Genomic DNA, 16953 nt, shown 5'->3' with positions numbered 1-16953 from the left:
GATGGTCGATTCTGCCCAGCTCTCGCGCAGCAAGTCGATCCACCGGCGGACCGGTCGGACGTTCTACTTCGCGACGCGACTGTTACCGAAGCGGGTCCGCCGCGCCACGTACGTCCTGTACGCCTTCTTCCGGGTGGCCGACGAGGTGGTCGACGACCCCGGCGAGGCGTCGCCGGCCGCACAGCGGCGACGACTGGAGGAGTTCCGCGAGGCGGCCCTCGGACGGCGGTTGACGGACGACCCCGTCGTCTCGGCGTTCGCCGAGCTCCGGGCGGAGTACGACATCCCCGCCGAGGAGGTCGATGAGTTCATCGACGCGATGGCCAGCGACGTCGAGACGTCGCGGTACGAGACCTACGAGGAGCTGGAGGCCTACATGCGCGGGTCGGCGGCCGCCGTCGGGGCGATGATGACGTACGTCATGGAGCCCGACGACCTAGAGGCGGCGCTGCCGCACGCCCGGACGCTGGGGGAGGCGTTCCAGATGACGAACTTCCTGCGGGACGTCGGCGAGGACGTCGCCGAGCGCGACCGGATCTACCTGCCCCAGGAGACGCTCGACCGCTACGACGTTGACGTCCGGGACGTCGAGGAGCGCCGGTTCACCGGCGAGTTCGCGATGGCGGTCGAGCGGGAGCTCCAGCGGACCGAGCAGCTGTACCTCGAGGGCGTCGCCGGCATCCAGTACCTCCCGGCGGACTGCCAGCTACCGGTGCTGACGGCGGCCGTCCTCTACGCCGACCACCACCGGCTGATCCGCGAGGGCGGTTACGACACGCTCACCCGGACGCCGTCGCTGGGCACGCTCCGGAAGCTAGTGCTCGTCGCGCGCACCCGGTGGCACTGGCAGTTCGTCGAGGACCCCGAGGCCGTCTTCCGGACGGTCAGCGAGGGGGTCGCGGGCGACGAGCCGACGCCGGCGCGGCCGGACGACCCCCTGCCGACGCACTAGCGGGACGGGAAGTCGAAGCGGTCGGCGCGCCAGAGCCCGTAGCCGTAGGCGAGCGCCAGCGCCGTCGCCGCCCAGTTCCCGAAGTACGCGTTGACGCCGCCCCACAGCAGGACGAAGCTGACCAGGTCGTCGAGCGCGAACCGGCAGGTCTCGAGTCGCGCGAGGAGCGCGGCGCGGTCGAAGGCCGCGTCGAGGATGACCACCGCGACGGTCGCCGAGAGCAGCCACCCGGCGTAGTTCGACAGCGGGACGCCGTAGTAGGCGCCGCCGGCCGCGTACGTCCAGAAGCCCAGCGAGACGGCCGCCGGGTCGAGGACGAGGTCCATCCCGACGACCGCGAGGACGACCGCCGGGAGCCTGACGGCGGCGCGGTCCGCCGCGTCGCCGAGCAGCAGGAGGCCCAGCAGGTAGGCGTTGCCCACCAGCGGCAGGAAGAACAGCGGCAGCGCCGCCGGGATGTCGGCGACCATCGGCCCGAGGTCGACGCCGTACTCGAAGCGCCCGTAGGGCCAGCCGGTCCGGACGCCGACCGCCTCGATCGCGTAGGTGTACGCACAGAGCACCGCGACGCCGGCCGCGACCCGCCGCGTCACCAGCGGCGCGACGCCCGCGACGAGCGGCAGCCGCATCACCGCGATGCCGACGAGCAGGAAGTAGGGGTTGAAGGCCAGCGGCTCGGGCAGCAGTCCCTCGGCGGACGCCAGCAGCGTGACCGCGCCGACCGCCGGGAAGACGACCGCGATGACGAACCGGTTCTCGGCGACGAGTTCGTCCAGCCGGCGCTGGACGGGGCCGCGGGCGGGCAGCGTCGCCTCAGCCAAGCAGCATCACCCACAGGGCGCCCATCGTGAGGACCATCCCGGCGAGGGTGTTGATCGCGGGGAACCACCAGTAGGCGCGGTCGACGTCGACGTCGGTGAGGGCGACGCCGGCGACGAACAGGGGGTAGACGGCGAGGACGGCCCCGAAGAACGGGTGGACGAGCCCGAAGATCGCGGCCGCGGCGAGCCAACAGCCCCCGCAGTAGACGTAGGTCCGCCCCTCTCCCAGCAGGGTCGCGGTCGTCTCGATGCCGGCCGCTCGATCCGGTTCGATGTCGGGGATCGCCGAGAACGTGTGCATCCCCATCGCCCACAGCCAGCCGGCGGCGACCGCCGCGGCGGGCGGCGCCTCCCCCGCGACGGCGGCGTAGGCGACGACGCCCGGCAGGACGTAGAGGCCGTTCGACACCGAGTCGAGGAACGGCGTCGTCTTGAACCGCAGCGGCGGGGCGCTGTACTCGACGCCGAGCAGGAGGAACGCGATCATCGCGGCGGCGCCGACCGCCGGGAGGACCGGGAGGAACGCCAGGCCGAGCAGTCCGGCGCCGGCGACGAGGAGCGGGACCAGTCGGTCGCCGCGGTAGCGGACCTCCCGGTCGGCCTTCTTGGGGTTCTCGGCGTCGACGTCGGCGTCGAAGACGTCGTTGACCCCGTAGAGGAAGACGTTCGCCGGCAGGAGGAAGTACGCGAAGAGCGCGACCGCGACCGGCGCGAACAGTTCGGTTATCGTGGAGGCGGCGTAGGCGACCCCGACGATGACCGGCCCGGCGAGGTAGAGCCAGAAGCGCGGCCGGGAGGTCCGCAGGAGGTAGCCCGCGAGCGTCTCCTCGCCGGGGAGGGCGCGGTCGAGTACCGCGTCGGTGGTGCCGTCGGTCATGGGTGGGTGGAGTCGGCGTCGGTCATCGCTATCCGACGTCCTCGACGAGGGCGTTCGCGGTGTGCTCGCCGCTGATGAGGCACATCGGGACGCCGATACCGGGCGTCGTGTAGGAGCCGGTGAAGTACAGCCCCGGGCAGGCGTCCGAGCGGTGGCCGGGCCGGAGGATGGCCGTCTGCCGGAGGGTGTGGGCCAGCCCCAGCGCCGTCCCGTTCCAGCTGTTGTAGCGGTCGGCGAACTCCGAGACAGAGAATGCCTCCTCGAAGACGATGCGGTCTTGCAGTTCGACGCCGGTGTTCCGGGCGATGTCGTCGAGGAGGAGGTCGCGGTACCACGTCCGCACCTCCTCGCCGTCGTCGAGGCCGGGGGCGACCGGGACGAGCGCGAAGAGGGCCGAGTGTCCCTCGGGGGCGACGTCGTCGTCGGTCTTCGAGGTGACACAGAGGTAGTAGGCCGGGTCGTCGGGCCACGACGGCTCGTCGAAGATCTGTGCGAAGTGGGGGTCCCAGTCCTCCGGCAGGACGAGGGTGTGGTGCTCGAGCGGCTCGACGTCGCCCTCGACGCCGAGGTAGAGCAGGAACGCGCTGGGCGCGTAGGTCCGGTCGTCCCAGTAGTCGGCGTCGTACTGCCGCTCGTGCTCGGGGAGGAGCTCCTGCTCGGTGTAGGCGTAGTCGGCGTCGCTGACGACGTAGTCGGTCGCGTAGTCGCCGGCGGCCGTCTCGACGGTGAACCCGTCCTTGCGGTTGACGATCTCCGAGACCTCGGCGTCGGTCTCGTAGTCGACGCCCAGTTCCGCGCCGAGGTCGACGCAGGCGTCGACGACCGACCGCATCCCGTCTTCCGGATAGTGGACGCCGAGGTTGAAGTCGACGTGGCTCATCATGTTGTAGAGGGCCGGCGTGTTGTGCGGCGCGCCGCCGAGGAACACCAGCGAGTACTGCATGATCTGCCGGAGCTTCTGGTTCTCGAAGTAGTCGGCGACGTAGTCGTCCATCGTCCCGAGCAGCTGGAGTCCGATGGGGGCGGCCTTCATCACCGCGGGGTCGACCCAGTCGCGGAGCCGCGGCCGGTCGGTGTAGACGAAGTGCTCCATCGCGACCTCGTAGTGCTCCTGGGAGGTCTCGAGGTACTCCCGGAGGGCGTCGCCGGCGCCGGCCTCGTGGGACTCGAAGACGTCGTACATCGCCTCGCGGTCGGAGGTGACGTCGATGCGGTCGCCGTCCTTGAAGAAGACGCGGTAGTGGGGGTCCAGCTGCTCGAGGTCGTAGTAGTCCGCCGGCCGGCGGTCGAAGTGCGAGAAGAACCGTTCGAAGACGTCCGGCATCAGGTACCAGGAGGGCCCCATGTCGAAGCGGAACCCCTCGGCCTCCAGCACGGAGGCGCGGCCGCCGAGCTGCTCGTTCTTCTCCAGGACGGTCACGTCGAACCCGGCGTCGGCGAGGTAGCAGGCGGTCGAGAGCCCGCCGAACCCTGAGCCGACGACAACCACCGAACGGGCAGGCATACGCCGACGTACGACCGCCCCGCCCATAAACGACGGTGACCCGGAAGGTTCCGATACCGGCGCGGGACGGTCGGGGAAACGGCCTTGTCGGCGCCGGCCCGAGAGCCGGTATGGACACCGCAGTCGTCACCGGCGCCTCCCGCGGCATCGGGCGAGCCGTCGCCGAGCGGTTCGCCGAGGCGGGCGCCCACGTCGTGCTCTGCTCGCGCGAGGCCGACGCCGTCGAAGGGGTCGCCGAGGACATCGAGGCGGCGGGCGGCGCGGCGACGGCGATGCGCGCCGACGTCCGCGACGAGTTCGACGTGGAGCGCCTCATGGAGACCGCCGCCCGCGCCGGCGACGCCGCTGGCGTCGACTGCGTCGTGGCGAACGCCGGCGTCTACCACGGCGACCCGGGCGAGACGCCGCTGGCAGACGAGCCCTACGCCGCGCTCGACGACACCATCCGGGTCAACGCCCGCGGCGTCTTCGCCACCGTCCGCGAGGCGGTCCCCCACCTGACCGACGGCGCGCGGGTGCTCGTCCCCTCGGGCCGCGTCGCGGAGGCGGCGACCGCCGGCTACGGCGCCTACGCGGTCTCGAAGGCCGCATCGGAAGCCGTGGCCCGGCAGTTCGCGGCCGAACTCGAGTACGTCGTCGGCATCGTCGACCCCGGACGGGTCGCGACGGAACTGACCGACGGGGAAGGCGACCGGACCCCGGCTGACGTCGCGCCGCTGTTCTGGTGGGCCGCGGCGGAGGCCGACGCGGAGACGGTCGACGGTCAGATCGTCGACGCTGCCGACCGACAGCCGACGACCGACTGAGCCTCCGGTCCAGAAAGCGATGTTCCACGTCGACCACACCGAGCGGACCCGAACCGCCGCCGCCCTCGTCGGCGCCGTCGCCTGGGCCTCCCTGGCGGCGCTGCTGTACCTCTCGATGCAGGACGCCGGGGGCGGCGTCGGTGGCGTCCTGGCCGGCGTCGTCGACCTCCTCTACTACTTCACGGTGCTGACGAACCTCGGGGTGGCGCTGGCGACGACCGTGCCGCTGGTCGCACCAGAGTCGGTCGTCGGGCGGTTCCTCCGGCGCGCCGGGACGCAGACCGGCATCGCGGCGAGCATCGCCTACGTCGGCGCGGTCTACCACCTGCTGCTGCGGCGGCCGTGGGAGTCGCCGAGCCTCGCCGTCCTCGCCGACGCCGGCGTCCACTACGCCACGCCCGCGCTCTTCGTCGCCTTCTGGTGGTACGCGGTCCCGAAGGGATCTCTCGAGTGGCGGGACGTCGGCTGGTGGTGCGGCTATCCGGCCGCGTACTTCGTCTACGTCCTCCTCCGCGGGGCGGCCAGCGGCGACTACCCGTACCCCTTCCTCGACGCCGAGGCGCTCGGCTACGCAGGGGTGTTCGCGTTCGGCCTCGGGCTGCTGGTCGCGTTCGCGGCGACGTCGCTGCTCTTCGTCGCCGCCGGACGCTTCGAGGCCCGGCGGTCTGGAGAAATGTGAGCGGTCAGTCCCCGTCGCCTTCTTCGTCGCGCTCGTTCCGGACGACCAGCACCGGTCCGACGGTGGCCGAGGCGAGCCGCTCGGCCTCGTCGCCGAGGAGGAACGACGACAGCGACGGCGCCGCCTCGCCCATCACGATGGCGTCGTGCCCGGGGACGGCATCGACGAGGGCGTCGAAGGGCCTGTCGGAGGCGACCAGTTCGGTCGCGACCGCCACGCCGTCCGTCCGGAGTCGGTCGGCCGCGGCCGCGAGGCGGTCGCCGGCGTCGTCGGCCTCGCTGGCGAGGAACAGCGTCACGTCGATCGCCCGGTCGCCCACGAGTTCGGCGACGAAGTCGACGACGCGCTCGACGGCGACGTCGCCGGAGACCGGGACGAGCAGGCTGTCGACGTCGCCGGTCGCACCGGTGATGGCGTAGGCGCTGGCGTCGACCTCGTCGGCGACGCGGTCGATGGATTTCTCGCGGTCCTGCGTGAAGACGAGCCGGGAGTCGGCGTCGCCGCCCGCCGCGCGGAACTCCTCGGCGAGGTCGTCGAGCGCCGAGACGGCCCGCTCCTCGTACTGCTCGCGGGCCTGGTCCGGCGGCGTCTGCTCCGGGAGGACGTGGTAGCCGAGGACCGTCACGTCCATCGTCCCGAGGAGGTCCATCAGTCCCGCCGCTACCGATTCGCCCTCGAGCACCGCGACCGGAACGAGCACGCGCGTCATCTACAGGGCCCCCTTGAGTGTCACGTCCCGAGCGTAATAGAAGTACCACCCGGCGGAGGCGACCATGATCGCGGCGCCGACGTACCGCGACAGCGGCTGCATGAACACCAGTAGCGCGAAGCTCGCGAGGGCGCCGAGAATCGGCACGACGGGGTAGCCGGGCACCCGGAAGTCCGGGTCGTACCACTCGGGTTCGTCGCGGCGCAGCGCGACGAGGGCGATGCAGATGAGCCCGTACATGACGAGGTGGAGGAACGAGGCGACCTCCGCGAGGATCTCGACGCGCCCGGTCGCCGCGAGGGCGAGGATCGGGCCGCCGGCCATCCCGAGGGCGACGTGCGGCGTGCCGTACTTCAGGTTGATCCGACTGGCCCGCTTCGGCAGGAGGGCGTCCTTCGAGACGGCGTAGATGGCCCGGGACGTCGAGAGGATGGAGGCGTTGGCGCTCGACATGGTCGCCAGCAGCCCGACGAAGACGATGGCGAAGGCGCCGGCGGGGCCGAGCAGGTCCCGGCCGACGGCGACCATCGCGGTCTCGCCCTCCGTCGCGAGGCGCTCGGCGCCGAAGGCGCTGGTCGCGACGAAGATGGTCGCCACGTAGAGGACGCCCACCAGCAGGACGGAGCCGACCATCGCCAGCGGGAGGTTCCGACCGGGGTCCTTCATCTCGCCGGCGACGGTCGCCACCTGCGCGAAGCCGAGGTAGGAGGTGAACACCAGCGCGGCGGTGGTGAGCACCGGGAAGTAGCCGTTCGGCGCGAACTGCTCGGGGGCCGACGACTGGCCGACGACGCCCAGCGCGTCGAGGACGCCGAAACCGAGGAAGACGACGAGGATGGAGAGCAGCAGCGCGACGACGCCGTTCTGGAGCTTCGCGGCGTTCTCGGTGCCGGTAACGTTCAGCACGGTGAAACCGGCGCCGAACAGCAGGGCGACCGGGATGACCCACCCCTGTCCGACCGCGAGGCCGACCAGCGCCAGGGCGTCGACGGCGTAGTAGCCGAAGCCGACGAGGTAGAAGGCGGTCGCGAAGACGAGGCCGAACCACAGCGACAGGCCGACGACCGCGCCGGCGAGCGTCCCCAGCCCCCGCGAGATGAAGTAGTAGCCCCCGCCGGACTTCGGCATCGCGGTCGCCAGCTCGGAGGCCGGCAGCGCGACCAGCAGCGCGACGACCATGCCGATGCCGAACGACGCGGCGGCCGCGGGGCCGGCGTTGCCCGCCGCCAGCCCCGGGAAGACGAAGATGCCGGCGCCGATCATCGTCCCGACGCCGATGGCGAGACCGCCGGAGAGGCCGATGGTCCGCTCCAGTTCGGCGTTCTCGGTGACGGTCGCCTCCTCCGTCTCGACGACCGTCTCGGCGACCGGTTCCTCCCCCGCGACGTTGCTGCCGCCCGGCGCCTGGCTCATACGGTTCGAACGTCTCTCGGCTGTCACTTACGTCTGGCGTCGGGGTGGATGGGCAACGCCGTCCGTTTACAGCCCGGTCGGGTGGTCGACGTAGGTCGTCTCGACGCCCCACTCCTCGACGAGCCCCTGTAAGGCCCGGACGCCGAAGGTCTCGGTCGCGTAGTGGCCCGCGAGGAAGACGTTCAGTCCCGCCTCCCGCGCCTCGTGGTAGGCCTTCTGCTTGCCCTCGCCCGTGACGAGGGCGTCGACGCCCGCGTCGGCCGCCTCCCGGATCCAGTCGGTCCCCGAGCCGGTGACGATGGCGATCTCCTCGATCGCCTCCGGGCCGAAGTCGAGGACCTGTACCGGCTGGCCGCCCGTATCGAGTTCTGCGAGTCGTTCCCGAAGCCCGTCGACCGAGTACGGGTCGTCGGCCGCGGCCCGCTGGCCGATGGTGACGCCGCCGTAGTCGCCGAACGGCTCGACGGGTTCGCAGTCCAGGAACGACGCGAGGCCTGCCGCGTTCCCCAGGTCGTCGTGGCCGTCCAGCGGGAGGTGGGAGACGTACAGCGCGACGTCGTTCTCGACGAGCGCGGCGACCCGCTCGTAATCGCGGCCGGCGACGCGGTCCAGCCCGCCCCAGACCATGCCGTGGTGGACGACGAGGACGTCCGCCCTCGCCTCGGCCGCGGCGTCGAACGTCGTCTCGACGCCGTCGACCGCGAACGCGGCGTGTGCGACCTCGCCGACGGACTCGGCGCTCCCAACCTGCAGTCCGTTCGCGCTCGCGTCGACGCCCGCGTACGCGTCGTGATCGAGTCGCTCGTTCAACCGGTCGCGGAACTCCGAGAGGTGCATGCGTGAGCCGTCGCAGGGGAGCGTCTTGTATGGGTCGGGAGACTCGCGGCGGCCGCAGAACGAATCAGTCGGCGTCGGCGTGCGCGAAGACGAACTCCCGGAGCAGGCCGGCGCCGAGCGACGCCGCCTGGCCGTCGTCGCGGTCGTTGACCTCGACGAGGTCGAACCCGACGGCCCGCGGCGCGACCCATCGAACCGCGTCGCGCAGCTCCCGCGGCTCGAGGCCGAACGGCTCCGGCGTCCCCGTCCCGGGCGCGAATCCCGGGTCGGCGGCGTCGACGTCCACGCTCAGGTAGACGTCCTCGTTCCCGAAGTCGGGTTCCCAGTCGGGGACGTCTTCGGGGCCGACGACGGTGACGTCGGCTTCCGCGGCGCGGTCCCACTCGGCCTCGCTGCCGGTTCGGGCGCCGAGCAGGACGGCCTCGTCGGCGACGTCGAGGGCGTGACGGGTGACCGTCGCGTGGGAGTACTCGTCGCCGGCGTAGGACTCGTACAGGTCGAGGTGGGCGTCGAGGCAGACGTAGACGTCCGGGTCGGCGGCGCGGACGCCGGCGACGGTGACGGTGTGCTCGCCGCCGACGAGCAGCGGGAGCCGGTCCGCCGCGTGGTGGTCGGAGAGTTCGCCTTCGAGGAAATCGAGGTACGCCGGGACGTCGCTCCAGGGGTCGACGTCGCCGGCGTCGGTACAGAGGTCCGAGAGGTCGCGGTCGGTGCGCTGGTCGTACTCGTCGAACGGGCGGGCGAAGCGCCGGACCCGGTCGGGCCCGAAGCGGGCGCCGGGGCGGAAGGTGGTAGAAACGTCCAGCGGCGCGCCGACGACCGCGTAGGCGGCGTCGTCGGCGTCGGCCCTGGCGCCCGGGAACTCGCCCATGCCGGACCTCAGACGACCTTGCGCTGGCCCTCGTACTCGAGGTACTCGATCTCGTCGTCCGGCGAGGGGTCGATCTCGTCGGGGATGCGCATCGTGATCGTGTCGTACGTCTCGAGGTCCATCACCTGCATGTCGTCGCCGGAGACGGAGACGACCTGGCCCTGCTTCCGGTTGATGATGGGCACCCAGACCTTCGCGTCGACCGGCTGGGTGAAGTTCCGCTTCTGGGCGTCGAAGACGCCGGTGCCCTCGACGCGAGCCTTCGCGCTGCCGTGCTTGCCGGGCTTGGACGTGCTGTAGGAGGTGATCTTCGACGGCACGTCGTCGATCATCACGTAGTTGCCTTCCTGGAGGTCACGGACCTCGGTCTGCTCTTTCGGCATACCCACGGCTTTCCGTCGGTGCAGTATAAACGGTTTGGAACCGCTCGGGCGCCGTCAGTCCGGCACGCGGCCGTCGTCGGCCGCCTCCACGTAGGCGCCGTCGTCGGTCCGACTCGCCAGTCCGAAGGTGACCGCCCACTCCAGGAGCCGGTCGACGCGCTCCCGCCACACCTCGTCGGCGTCGGTGTGGCGGTGCTGCTCCCACTGGGGCAACCGGTCGCGCACTCGCTCGAAGACCGCTTCGCTGGACTGCGGTCCGTCCGCGTCGGCCAGCAGCGCCAGGACGTCCTCGGCGAGGTAGACGCGCTCGCGGAAGGCCTCGCGGAGCTCCTCGGGGTCGGCGGCGTGCGGGAGCCGCCGGTACTGCCCGCCGTCCTCCTCGACCAGCCGGAGCGCCCGGAGGAAGGTCAGCCACTCCTTGGCGCGGTCCTGGGAGGGGACGCCCCGGCGTTTCATCAGCCGGGCGCAGCAGGAGGTCTCCTCGTCGGGGACCAGCGGCACCGCCGCCTGCATCTCGGCGACCCGCTCGACGTCCGCCGCCGGCTCCGGGAGGACCTTGAACTTCATCGGCCGTCAGAGCCCGAAGGACTCCGCCAGCAGCGCCTCGTCGGTCCGGCCGTACGCCTCGACGCCCTCGCCGACGACGTCGACGGTCGCCTGCGCGGGGGCGAACAGCTCCACCGGGACGTCGTAGAAGTCCCACTCGTGCTCGTCGAAGACGTCGGCGAACGGGCGGCCGTACTCGTCGGCCGCCGTGGAGACGATCTCGTCGAAGCGGTCGAACGGCGCGTCGACGGTGAGGTGGACCTGGCCGCCGTAGGCCAGCGCGTCGTTGGTCCGGGCCAGCGCCGCCTCGTCGTCCTCGGCGACGGGCGCGACGGGCGCCTTGCAGGTCGCGGTCAGGACGTCCAGCGGGTCGTAGCCGAGCTCCGAGAGCCGGAAGGCGGCGAGCTCGGCGGCCCGCGAGGCGACGTTGACGCTGCCGGTGACGCTCGCCGTCGAGAACGTCGGCAGGAAGACGCTGGAGACCGGGACGCCGGTCATGTCGGCGACGTGCTCGGCGGCGGCCTCGGTCGGCAGCTCCTCGCTCTCGACTGCCAGCACCGCGAAGTCGGCGGCGTCGCGGTAGCCGACGCGCTGGAACTCCTCCTCCTCGGCGACGAGCGCGCGCGCGGGGCCGCTGCCGAGGCCCTCGAAGTCGTCGACCGACAGCTCCCAGCCGGCCTTCTGCGCGCAGAGCAACGCCATCGCCGGGTGGTCGGTCGACAGTTCGACGTGCGTGAAGGGGGCGTCGCCGACCTCGTCGACGCCGATCTGGACGGTCGCGAGGCCGCCGGTCTGGATCTCGGCGAGCAGCAGCCCGGCCTCGACGCCGCCGACCGCCTCGACGCCGAAGTCCAGGACGGTCGCGCCGTTGTCGAGTTCGTGGATCTCGACGGCGAGCTCGTCGGCGAAGTCGATAGCCTCGTCGACAAGCTCGACGGCCATCCGGTTGAGACTCTCCATACGGGACACACACGCGGTTCCGGTGAAAAGGGTTGTTGACCCGACGGCGGATTCCGATCGGCCATCCGCCCGGTAGGACGACCGCTTCCGAAGGGCAGTCCTCTGGTGGGGTGTCCGATAGGTACCCCACGATAGCAGCCGATCTATCCCGTCTGAGATCCCCGATCGGCCGTTCAGCCAACCGTTTCCCAGGTTTCGGGAATCCTGTTCCCGGTTTAATGTATCACAGGTAGTAGCTGTAACTGTGAAAGGACCATGCAACCAAACCACATCTCCCGCCGTCGATTCGTCCAGGCGGCCGGTCTCACGGGCGCCACCGCCCTCGCCGGCTGTGTAGTCGGCAACCAGCATCCGCCGACCGGCAACACCGGCCAGACGACGACCCCCGTCGAGGACGTCCTGCCGGCCGCGAAGGCCGTCGACGTCGACCGCATCGCGGCCGACCCCACCGACGTCCCCGCGCCGGTCGACTGGACCGAGCCCCGGACCCACGACCTGACGCTCCGGACCGAGGAGCACGTCGCGGAGATCGAGCCCGGGGTCACGTTCAGCTACATGACCTACAACGGGCAGGTCCCCGGCCCGATGCTCCGCGTCCGCGTCGGCGACACGGTCAACCTCACGTTCGAGGTGCCGGAGGACCACAACGTCGCGGCGCACAACGTCGACTCCCACGCGATCTACGGGCCCGGCGGCGGCGCCGAGGCGACGACGCTCGCGCCCGGGGATGGCCCCGCCCGCATCCGGTTCAAGGCCTCCTACCCCGGCCTGTTCATCTACCACTGCGCGGTCCCGAACATGGACCAGCACATCAGCTCGGGGATGTTCGGTGCGATCCTCGTCGAGCCCGAGGAGGGGCTGCCGGCCGTCGACCGGGAGCTGTACCTCGGCCAGCACGAGCTCTACACCAAGGGCTCGGTCGGCGAGGAGGGCCACCACGAGTTCGACTTCGCCGCGATGCGCGAGGAGGACCCGACCTACGTCGTCTTCAACGGCGAGGCCTACGGCTTCACGGCCGACGGCCGCGGCCCGATGGAGGCCGCCGTCGACGAGACCGTCCGGGTGTACTTCGTCAACGGCGGGCCGAACCTCACCAGTGCGTGGCACCCGATCGGCAACGTCTGGTCGCGGCTCTACCGCGACGGCGACGTCCTGTCCGAGCCCGCGCGGTACGTCGAGACGACGCCGGTCGCCCCCGGGACCGCGACGATGGCCGAGATGGAACTGCCCGTCCCCGGCCACGTCAAGGTCGTCGACCACGCGCTGTCGCGGGCCGGCCGCCGCGGCGCCCTCGCGGACATCGACGTCCGGGGCGACGCGAAGCCCGAGGTCTACGACCCCGACCCGGCGGACGAATAGGACGCTTCTCCCCTTTCTATCGACCGCGAGACCGACGGGTATTTCTCGCCGCCGGAACAGGTCCGGACGATGAGTCTCCGGACAGCCGTCGCCGCGCCGTTCCGCCAGGAGGGCGCCCGCGAGATGGGCGAGAGCGCCTTCGTCGTCGCGCTGTCGCTGGACCGCGACTGGTTCTCCCCCGACCAGGCCAAGCGCCTCGTCGACGTCGCGGCCAGCGAGGGGCTGGTCGCCCGCGACGACGGCCAGCTGACCGCGCAGTTCGACCCCCAGGAGGTCCAGGTCCCCGAGGAGTTCGTCCCCGACGAGTCCATCCTCCAGGAGCGCTCGACGTTCGAGCGGCTGCTGGGGGCGCTCGTCGAGGCGGGCCACGAGAAGCAGGACGCCGTCGCGGCGGTCAACGGCCTCCAGTCAGACCTGGGAGTCACCATCGAGACCGCCGCCGTCCTCTACGCGCACCGGCAGGGCATCGACGTCCGGGAACAGGCCGCCGCAGCGCGCGCCGAACTGTAATGGTCCACGACGAGATCGCAGACGGCGAGCGAATCGGACAGTTGCTCTCCTCGGAGATCCACGGCCACGAACGCGGGAGCCTCGGCCGCCTCGCCGTGGTCGACGCCGACACCGACGTCGAGCCGACGGAGGCCGGGGCCTTCGCGTACGCCGTCGCGTTCGACCCCGACCGAGGCGAGGAAGGGGACGAGGGAGGTACCGAAGACAACGAGAACGGTACCGAAGACGACGAAGAAGGCGAGACTGACGACGGTCGGCGGATCGCCGAGGTCTACGTCCACCCCGACCGCGCGCACGTGGAGTTCCGGGCGGGAATCGACCGCGCCGTGGAGACCGCCGAGCGCGAGGGGCTGCGCGTCCGGCCGAAGGCGGTCGAGCCGCCGCGGACGCTCGTGTTCGTCGAGAATGGCGCCGAGGTGAAGGCGGCGTTACGCGTCGTCCGCGCCGTCGCCGCCGACCTCCTCGAGGACGGCGGGTAGCGTCGCGAGTTCGGTCCTGCGTATCGTCCCGGCGGCCGCGGGGTGGACGTCGGGGCCGCCGTCGTAGAGGACCTGGATCGGGAGGAGGCCGGCCGCGGCGGCGCCGGCGACGTCGCGCTCGGGGTCGTCGCCGACGTAGGCGGTCTCGCCCGGTTCCGTGCCCAGCTTCTCACACAGCGTCGCGAAGGCGTCGCGGTCGGGTTTGGGCGCGCCGATGGCGCCGGTGACGACGACCGCGTCGAAGTGGTCCGTCCAGCCGAGCCGCCGGAGCTTGTCCCGTTGGGTCTCGTCCGGACCGTCGGTGAGCAGGCCGATGTGGTACCGCTCGCGGAGGTCGGCGACCGTCTCGACGGCGTCCGCCGCGGGCTCCAGGGCCCCGCCGATGGCCTCGCGGTAGGCGTGGGTGATGGCGTCGGCGTCGCCGTCGACGAGCGCGTCGAAGACGGGCCGCCGGCTCTCCGTGCCGCTGTGTTCGCGGTGGGCGTCGCGGTAGTCCTGGCGGTCGAAGGTGAAGGGGACGTCCGCCTCCTTTGCCGCGGTCCGGAGGAGCGCCTCGCGGTCGCTCGCCGTGAGCGCGAGCGTCTCGTCGAGGTCGAAGGCCACCGCTCGTAGCACGCTCGCCGCTTGTGAGGCCACCCCTATAGCTCCACCGTCAGCGTCCGACCCCGAAATCGGTCGCCCGTCGGGCCGGCGCCGCGAACGGGAGCGTTTTTGCTCGCCCGCCGCCAGGCACCCCACGATGAGCTTCTTCGACGACCTCGCGGCCCGCATCGAGGCGACAGACAGCGTCGTCTCGGTCGGCCTGGACCCGGACCCCTCGCGGCTGCCCGACTTCCTCGACTCGGAGCTCCCGCGCTGGGCGTTCAACCGCCGGGTGATCGACGCGACACACGAGCACGCCGCCTGCTACAAGCCGAACGCGGCCTTCTACGAGGACGCCGACGGCTGGCGCGCCCTCCAGGAGACCGTCGCCTACGCCCACGGCAAGGGCGTCCCCGTCCTGCTGGACGCCAAGCGCGGCGACATCGGGAACACCGCCCGGCAGTACGCACGGCTGCTGGACGACGACGGCCTCGGCGTCGACGCCATCACGGTCAACCCCTTCATGGGCCGGGACACCCTCGAGCCGTACCTCTCCCGCGAGGAGAAGGGCGTCGTCGTGCTCTGCCGGACGTCGAACTCCGGCGGCGCGGACTTCCAGAACCTCGAGGTCGGCAACGGCAAGCGGCTCTACGAGTACGTCGCCCAGCGCTGCGAGGAGTGGAACGAGCACGGGAACGTCGGCCTCGTCGTCGGCGCGACGACGCCCGACGAACTGGAGGCGGTCCGCGACCTCGTCGACCTGCCGTTCCTCGTCCCGGGCGTCGGCGCCCAGGGCGGCGACGCGGAGGCGGCCGTCGAGTACGGCCTCGCCGACCGCGACGGCACCGACGTCGGCCTCGTCAACTCCTCGCGCGGCATCATCTTCGCCGGCGAGGGCGCCGACACGGAGTCGGCGTACTTCGGCGCCGTCGGCCAGTCCGCGAAGCGACTGAAGCAGCGGCTGAACCAGTACCGGTAGCCGAGAGACGCACCGGTCGGGGACCCGGAGAGCCGTCACGCCCGCGTCAGACATCGGCGTAACGCCTTTCTACCAGGGAGACGGGAGTCAACCAGCCCTCGGGTGGGAGGAACTAACATGGGAGAGAGACCGACGGTCCTGTTCGTCGACGACGAACCGGCCCTCGTCGACGGCCGCGCCGCACAGCTAGCTGACGAGTACGACACCCGGACGGCCTACGACGGCGAGGCCGCCCTCGAGGTGCTCGACGACGAAGACGGGGAGGTCGACGTCGTCTTCCTCGACCGCCGGATGCCGGGCCGTCCCGGCGAGGCGGTCCTGGAGGCCATCGGCGAACGGGGGTACGGCTGCCGGGTCGTGATGCTGACGGGCGTAGAGCCGGACGCCGACGTGGTCGAGATGGGCTTCGACGAGTACCTCGTCAAGCCCGTCGAGGCGGACGACCTCCGGGCGGTCGTCGAGCGGCTGCAGGCGCGGTCGCCCGCCGGCCTCGACGTCGACGACGGCGTCCTCGACGTGCTGGGCGACCCGAAGACCCGCCACTGCTGGTACGTCCTCGCGAGGGAGTCCCACAGCGCACGCGAACTGGCCGACGCGACGGGATACTCGCTGCCGACCGTCTACCGTCGGCTCAACGCGCTCCGGCAGGCCGACCTGATCGCCTCACAGATTGCGATCGACCCCGGCGGCGACCACTACGAGACGTTCGCGGCGGTGCCCACCCGGATCGAGATCGAGATACCGGGCGAGGACCCCGTCGCCGTCGAGCGGCACGAGACGGAGCCGGCGTGATAGCTGGCGGGGGTCCGACCGGAAGCCGGCGAAGCGACGAGAGCGTCGGGCGGGAACCCGGGATCAGAACTGGTGCTCGTCGACGCCGTCGGGGCGGTCCTGCTTCTCGCCGCCACCCGTAGGCTGGCCGCCGCTGCCGGACCCGCACTCGACGCAGACGCCGGCGGGGGTCTCGTAGTGGGTCTCACAGACCATCCGCCCGCAGAGGTCGCAGCCGTGGTCGGCGGTGCTGTTCTCACAGATCGCACAGAGGCCCTCGACACTCATACGCACACTTCGGTCGCGAGCCGGATAAATCCCGGAGCCTTACGTGCTCTCGCCCCCTACGCCGGGGTGTGCAGCGAGACCGCCTGGTCCTGGGGCTCACCGGCGTCTTCGCCGGGATGACGGCCGTCGTCCTCCTGGTGAGCGTCGCCTTCCGCGAGCCGGTGCTGTTCGTCGTCGCGCTCCCGCTCGGCGCCGCGACCTACGCCTTCTGGTACCAATCCTCCGGTGCCCTGAAGGAGCGCATCCGGCGGACCCAGCGCCGTTCGAACCCGGGCGAGCGGCGCCAGCGCGGCGGGTTCGGCGCCGCGCCGCGTGAGGGGTTCGAGGGGGCCAGGGGACAGCAGGCCCGAGAACGGTGGGAGCGACGGCAGCAGGCGCGGCAGCGACAGCAGCGGGGCGGCCGGCGAGGGCCCGGCGCCGAGCCCGCCAGCGCGATGAGCCCGGCTGAGGCGTACCGCCGGCTCGGCCTCGACCGGACCGCCGACGAGGCCGAGGTCCAGCGCGCCTACCGCGAGAAGGTCAAGGAGGTCCACCCGGACCGCGGCGGCGACGAGGAGGCGTTCCGGAAGGTCAACGAGGCCTACGAGACGCTGAAGGGCTGACGCGGCTCGGCAGGCCGGCGCTTTC

The 16953-nt window shown here is 71.6% G+C and carries 21 protein-coding genes; 9 read left to right on the top strand and 12 right to left on the bottom strand.

All coding sequences use genetic code 11. From position 1 onward, the window contains the following. Position 1: 1 nt before the first annotated feature. Entirely contained in the window at positions 2 to 952 is a 951-nt protein-coding gene (locus tag HWV07_RS18240; protein WP_178335695.1) for a phytoene/squalene synthase family protein, read from the top strand. Here the strand turns inward: HWV07_RS18240 and cruF are convergent. Genes cruF through HWV07_RS18225 form a run of 3 tightly spaced genes read right to left on the bottom strand, consistent with a single transcriptional unit; the run spans position 949 to position 4154 of the window. After that, a complete protein-coding gene (gene cruF / locus HWV07_RS18235; protein ID WP_178335694.1) occupies positions 949 to 1773 on the bottom strand; it encodes a bisanhydrobacterioruberin hydratase in 825 nt (274 codons plus the stop codon). The genes HWV07_RS18240 and cruF overlap by 4 nt on opposite strands. Further along, the gene (locus HWV07_RS18230) at positions 1766 to 2650 is read right to left on the bottom strand and encodes a prenyltransferase (protein ID WP_178335693.1); all 885 of its coding nucleotides are present in this window, start codon (positions 2648 to 2650) and stop codon (positions 1766 to 1768) included. Before HWV07_RS18230 ends, cruF begins: the two co-directional genes overlap by 8 nt. Positions 2651 to 2678: 28 nt before the next feature. Next, positions 2679 to 4154 (bottom strand): phytoene desaturase family protein, encoded by a 1476-nt coding sequence (locus HWV07_RS18225; RefSeq protein WP_178335692.1) that lies wholly within the window; start codon positions 4152 to 4154, stop codon positions 2679 to 2681. A gap of 110 nt (positions 4155 to 4264) precedes the next feature. Here HWV07_RS18225 and HWV07_RS18220 point away from each other — a divergent pair, with 110 nt between their 5' ends. Further along, positions 4265 to 4960: an SDR family NAD(P)-dependent oxidoreductase gene (locus tag HWV07_RS18220; RefSeq protein ID WP_178335691.1), complete on the top strand. Its 696-nt coding sequence runs from the start codon at positions 4265 to 4267 to the stop codon at positions 4958 to 4960. A 19-nt stretch (positions 4961 to 4979) separates the two neighbouring features. Continuing rightward, a complete protein-coding gene (locus tag HWV07_RS18215) occupies positions 4980 to 5639 on the top strand; it encodes a Pr6Pr family membrane protein (RefSeq protein WP_178335690.1) in 660 nt (219 codons plus the stop codon). 4 nt (positions 5640 to 5643) lie between these two features. Here HWV07_RS18215 and HWV07_RS18210 read toward each other — a convergent pair whose 3' ends face one another. The 7 genes from HWV07_RS18210 to mch all read right to left on the bottom strand — a co-directional run bounded on the left by HWV07_RS18210 (position 5644) and on the right by mch (position 11358). Next, positions 5644 to 6348, bottom strand: a complete 705-nt coding sequence (locus tag HWV07_RS18210) for a universal stress protein (protein ID WP_178335689.1) — start codon at positions 6346 to 6348, stop codon at positions 5644 to 5646. After that, the gene (locus tag HWV07_RS18205; RefSeq protein WP_178335688.1) at positions 6349 to 7761 is read right to left on the bottom strand and encodes an APC family permease; all 1413 of its coding nucleotides are present in this window, start codon (positions 7759 to 7761) and stop codon (positions 6349 to 6351) included. A gap of 66 nt (positions 7762 to 7827) precedes the next feature. Continuing rightward, positions 7828 to 8598 carry a Nif3-like dinuclear metal center hexameric protein gene (locus HWV07_RS18200; protein ID WP_178335687.1) on the bottom strand — a complete coding sequence of 257 codons (771 nt, stop codon included), beginning with the start codon at positions 8596 to 8598 and terminating at the stop codon, positions 7828 to 7830. Between the two features lie 64 nt (positions 8599 to 8662). Continuing rightward, complete coding sequence (locus tag HWV07_RS18195) at positions 8663 to 9469, bottom strand: arginase family protein (RefSeq protein WP_178335686.1); 807 nt, start codon at positions 9467 to 9469, stop codon at positions 8663 to 8665. Between the two features lie 8 nt (positions 9470 to 9477). Further along, positions 9478 to 9852 (bottom strand): translation initiation factor IF-5A, encoded by a 375-nt coding sequence (locus tag HWV07_RS18190; RefSeq protein WP_178335685.1) that lies wholly within the window; start codon positions 9850 to 9852, stop codon positions 9478 to 9480. A 54-nt stretch (positions 9853 to 9906) separates the two neighbouring features. Further along, on the bottom strand, positions 9907 to 10419 hold the full coding sequence (locus HWV07_RS18185; RefSeq protein WP_178335684.1) for a double winged helix-containing putative transcriptional regulator: 513 nt from the start codon (positions 10417 to 10419) through the stop codon (positions 9907 to 9909). Between the two features lie 6 nt (positions 10420 to 10425). Beyond that, positions 10426 to 11358: a methenyltetrahydromethanopterin cyclohydrolase gene (gene mch, locus HWV07_RS18180; RefSeq protein ID WP_178335683.1), complete on the bottom strand. Its 933-nt coding sequence runs from the start codon at positions 11356 to 11358 to the stop codon at positions 10426 to 10428. A gap of 255 nt (positions 11359 to 11613) precedes the next feature. On the opposite strand from mch, the gene nirK reads away from it, so the two are divergent. From nirK to HWV07_RS18165, 3 genes are all read left to right on the top strand, one after another. After that, positions 11614 to 12717 (top strand): copper-containing nitrite reductase, encoded by a 1104-nt coding sequence (gene nirK, locus HWV07_RS18175; RefSeq protein WP_178335682.1) that lies wholly within the window; start codon positions 11614 to 11616, stop codon positions 12715 to 12717. Between the two features lie 69 nt (positions 12718 to 12786). After that, a complete protein-coding gene (locus HWV07_RS18170) occupies positions 12787 to 13227 on the top strand; it encodes a DUF2240 family protein (RefSeq protein WP_178335681.1) in 441 nt (146 codons plus the stop codon). After that, positions 13227 to 13706 (top strand): DUF7993 family protein, encoded by a 480-nt coding sequence (locus tag HWV07_RS18165; protein ID WP_178335680.1) that lies wholly within the window; start codon positions 13227 to 13229, stop codon positions 13704 to 13706. Before HWV07_RS18170 ends, HWV07_RS18165 begins: the two co-directional genes overlap by 1 nt. Here HWV07_RS18165 and HWV07_RS18160 read toward each other — a convergent pair. Beyond that, positions 13656 to 14321, bottom strand: a complete 666-nt coding sequence (locus HWV07_RS18160; RefSeq protein ID WP_246279796.1) for an HAD family hydrolase — start codon at positions 14319 to 14321, stop codon at positions 13656 to 13658. The two genes, HWV07_RS18165 and HWV07_RS18160, sit on opposite strands and share 51 nt — an antisense overlap. Before the next feature lie 124 nt (positions 14322 to 14445). Here HWV07_RS18160 and pyrF point away from each other — a divergent pair, with 124 nt between their 5' ends. Both pyrF and HWV07_RS18150 read left to right on the top strand, forming a co-directional pair. After that, complete coding sequence (pyrF, locus tag HWV07_RS18155) at positions 14446 to 15267, top strand: orotidine-5'-phosphate decarboxylase (protein WP_178335678.1); 822 nt, start codon at positions 14446 to 14448, stop codon at positions 15265 to 15267. A gap of 117 nt (positions 15268 to 15384) precedes the next feature. Continuing rightward, complete coding sequence (locus HWV07_RS18150; protein WP_178335677.1) at positions 15385 to 16059, top strand: response regulator; 675 nt, start codon at positions 15385 to 15387, stop codon at positions 16057 to 16059. A 63-nt stretch (positions 16060 to 16122) separates the two neighbouring features. Here the strand turns inward: HWV07_RS18150 and HWV07_RS18145 are convergent, their stop codons facing one another. Then, positions 16123 to 16326 carry a hypothetical protein gene (locus HWV07_RS18145; RefSeq protein ID WP_178335676.1) on the bottom strand — a complete coding sequence of 68 codons (204 nt, stop codon included), beginning with the start codon at positions 16324 to 16326 and terminating at the stop codon, positions 16123 to 16125. 68 nt (positions 16327 to 16394) lie between these two features. On the opposite strand from HWV07_RS18145, the gene HWV07_RS18140 reads away from it, so the two are divergent. Beyond that, a complete protein-coding gene (locus HWV07_RS18140; protein WP_178335675.1) occupies positions 16395 to 16928 on the top strand; it encodes a J domain-containing protein in 534 nt (177 codons plus the stop codon). Positions 16929 to 16953: the final 25 nt, after the last annotated feature.

The sequence above is a fragment of the Natronomonas salina genome (genome assembly GCF_013391105.1).
In the GTDB taxonomy this organism is placed as follows: domain Archaea; phylum Halobacteriota; class Halobacteria; order Halobacteriales; family Haloarculaceae; genus Natronomonas; species Natronomonas salina.
The sequence above is the reverse complement of the archived record's forward strand: the minus strand, read 5'-3'. Positions and strand labels throughout refer to the sequence as shown.

Coding starts and splice junctions, on each gene's coding strand:
- HWV07_RS18195 (WP_178335686.1), bottom strand. CDS start 9,469: ATGGGCGAGTTCCCGGGCGCCAGGGCCGACGCCGACGACGCCGCCTAC.
- HWV07_RS18230 (WP_178335693.1), bottom strand. CDS start 2,650: ATGACCGACGGCACCACCGACGCGGTACTCGACCGCGCCCTCCCCGGC.
- HWV07_RS18220 (WP_178335691.1), top strand. CDS start 4,265: ATGGACACCGCAGTCGTCACCGGCGCCTCCCGCGGCATCGGGCGAGCC.
- pyrF (WP_178335678.1), top strand. CDS start 14,446: ATGAGCTTCTTCGACGACCTCGCGGCCCGCATCGAGGCGACAGACAGC.
- HWV07_RS18205 (WP_178335688.1), bottom strand. CDS start 7,761: ATGAGCCAGGCGCCGGGCGGCAGCAACGTCGCGGGGGAGGAACCGGTC.
- HWV07_RS18200 (WP_178335687.1), bottom strand. CDS start 8,598: ATGCACCTCTCGGAGTTCCGCGACCGGTTGAACGAGCGACTCGATCAC.
- HWV07_RS18170 (WP_178335681.1), top strand. CDS start 12,787: ATGAGTCTCCGGACAGCCGTCGCCGCGCCGTTCCGCCAGGAGGGCGCC.
- HWV07_RS18215 (WP_178335690.1), top strand. CDS start 4,980: ATGTTCCACGTCGACCACACCGAGCGGACCCGAACCGCCGCCGCCCTC.
- mch (WP_178335683.1), bottom strand. CDS start 11,358: ATGGAGAGTCTCAACCGGATGGCCGTCGAGCTTGTCGACGAGGCTATC.
- HWV07_RS18240 (WP_178335695.1), top strand. CDS start 2: ATGGTCGATTCTGCCCAGCTCTCGCGCAGCAAGTCGATCCACCGGCGG.
- HWV07_RS18190 (WP_178335685.1), bottom strand. CDS start 9,852: ATGCCGAAAGAGCAGACCGAGGTCCGTGACCTCCAGGAAGGCAACTAC.
- HWV07_RS18145 (WP_178335676.1), bottom strand. CDS start 16,326: ATGAGTGTCGAGGGCCTCTGTGCGATCTGTGAGAACAGCACCGCCGAC.
- HWV07_RS18225 (WP_178335692.1), bottom strand. CDS start 4,154: ATGCCTGCCCGTTCGGTGGTTGTCGTCGGCTCAGGGTTCGGCGGGCTC.
- HWV07_RS18165 (WP_178335680.1), top strand. CDS start 13,227: ATGGTCCACGACGAGATCGCAGACGGCGAGCGAATCGGACAGTTGCTC.
- nirK (WP_178335682.1), top strand. CDS start 11,614: ATGCAACCAAACCACATCTCCCGCCGTCGATTCGTCCAGGCGGCCGGT.
- HWV07_RS18185 (WP_178335684.1), bottom strand. CDS start 10,419: ATGAAGTTCAAGGTCCTCCCGGAGCCGGCGGCGGACGTCGAGCGGGTC.
- HWV07_RS18150 (WP_178335677.1), top strand. CDS start 15,385: ATGGGAGAGAGACCGACGGTCCTGTTCGTCGACGACGAACCGGCCCTC.
- HWV07_RS18210 (WP_178335689.1), bottom strand. CDS start 6,348: ATGACGCGCGTGCTCGTTCCGGTCGCGGTGCTCGAGGGCGAATCGGTA.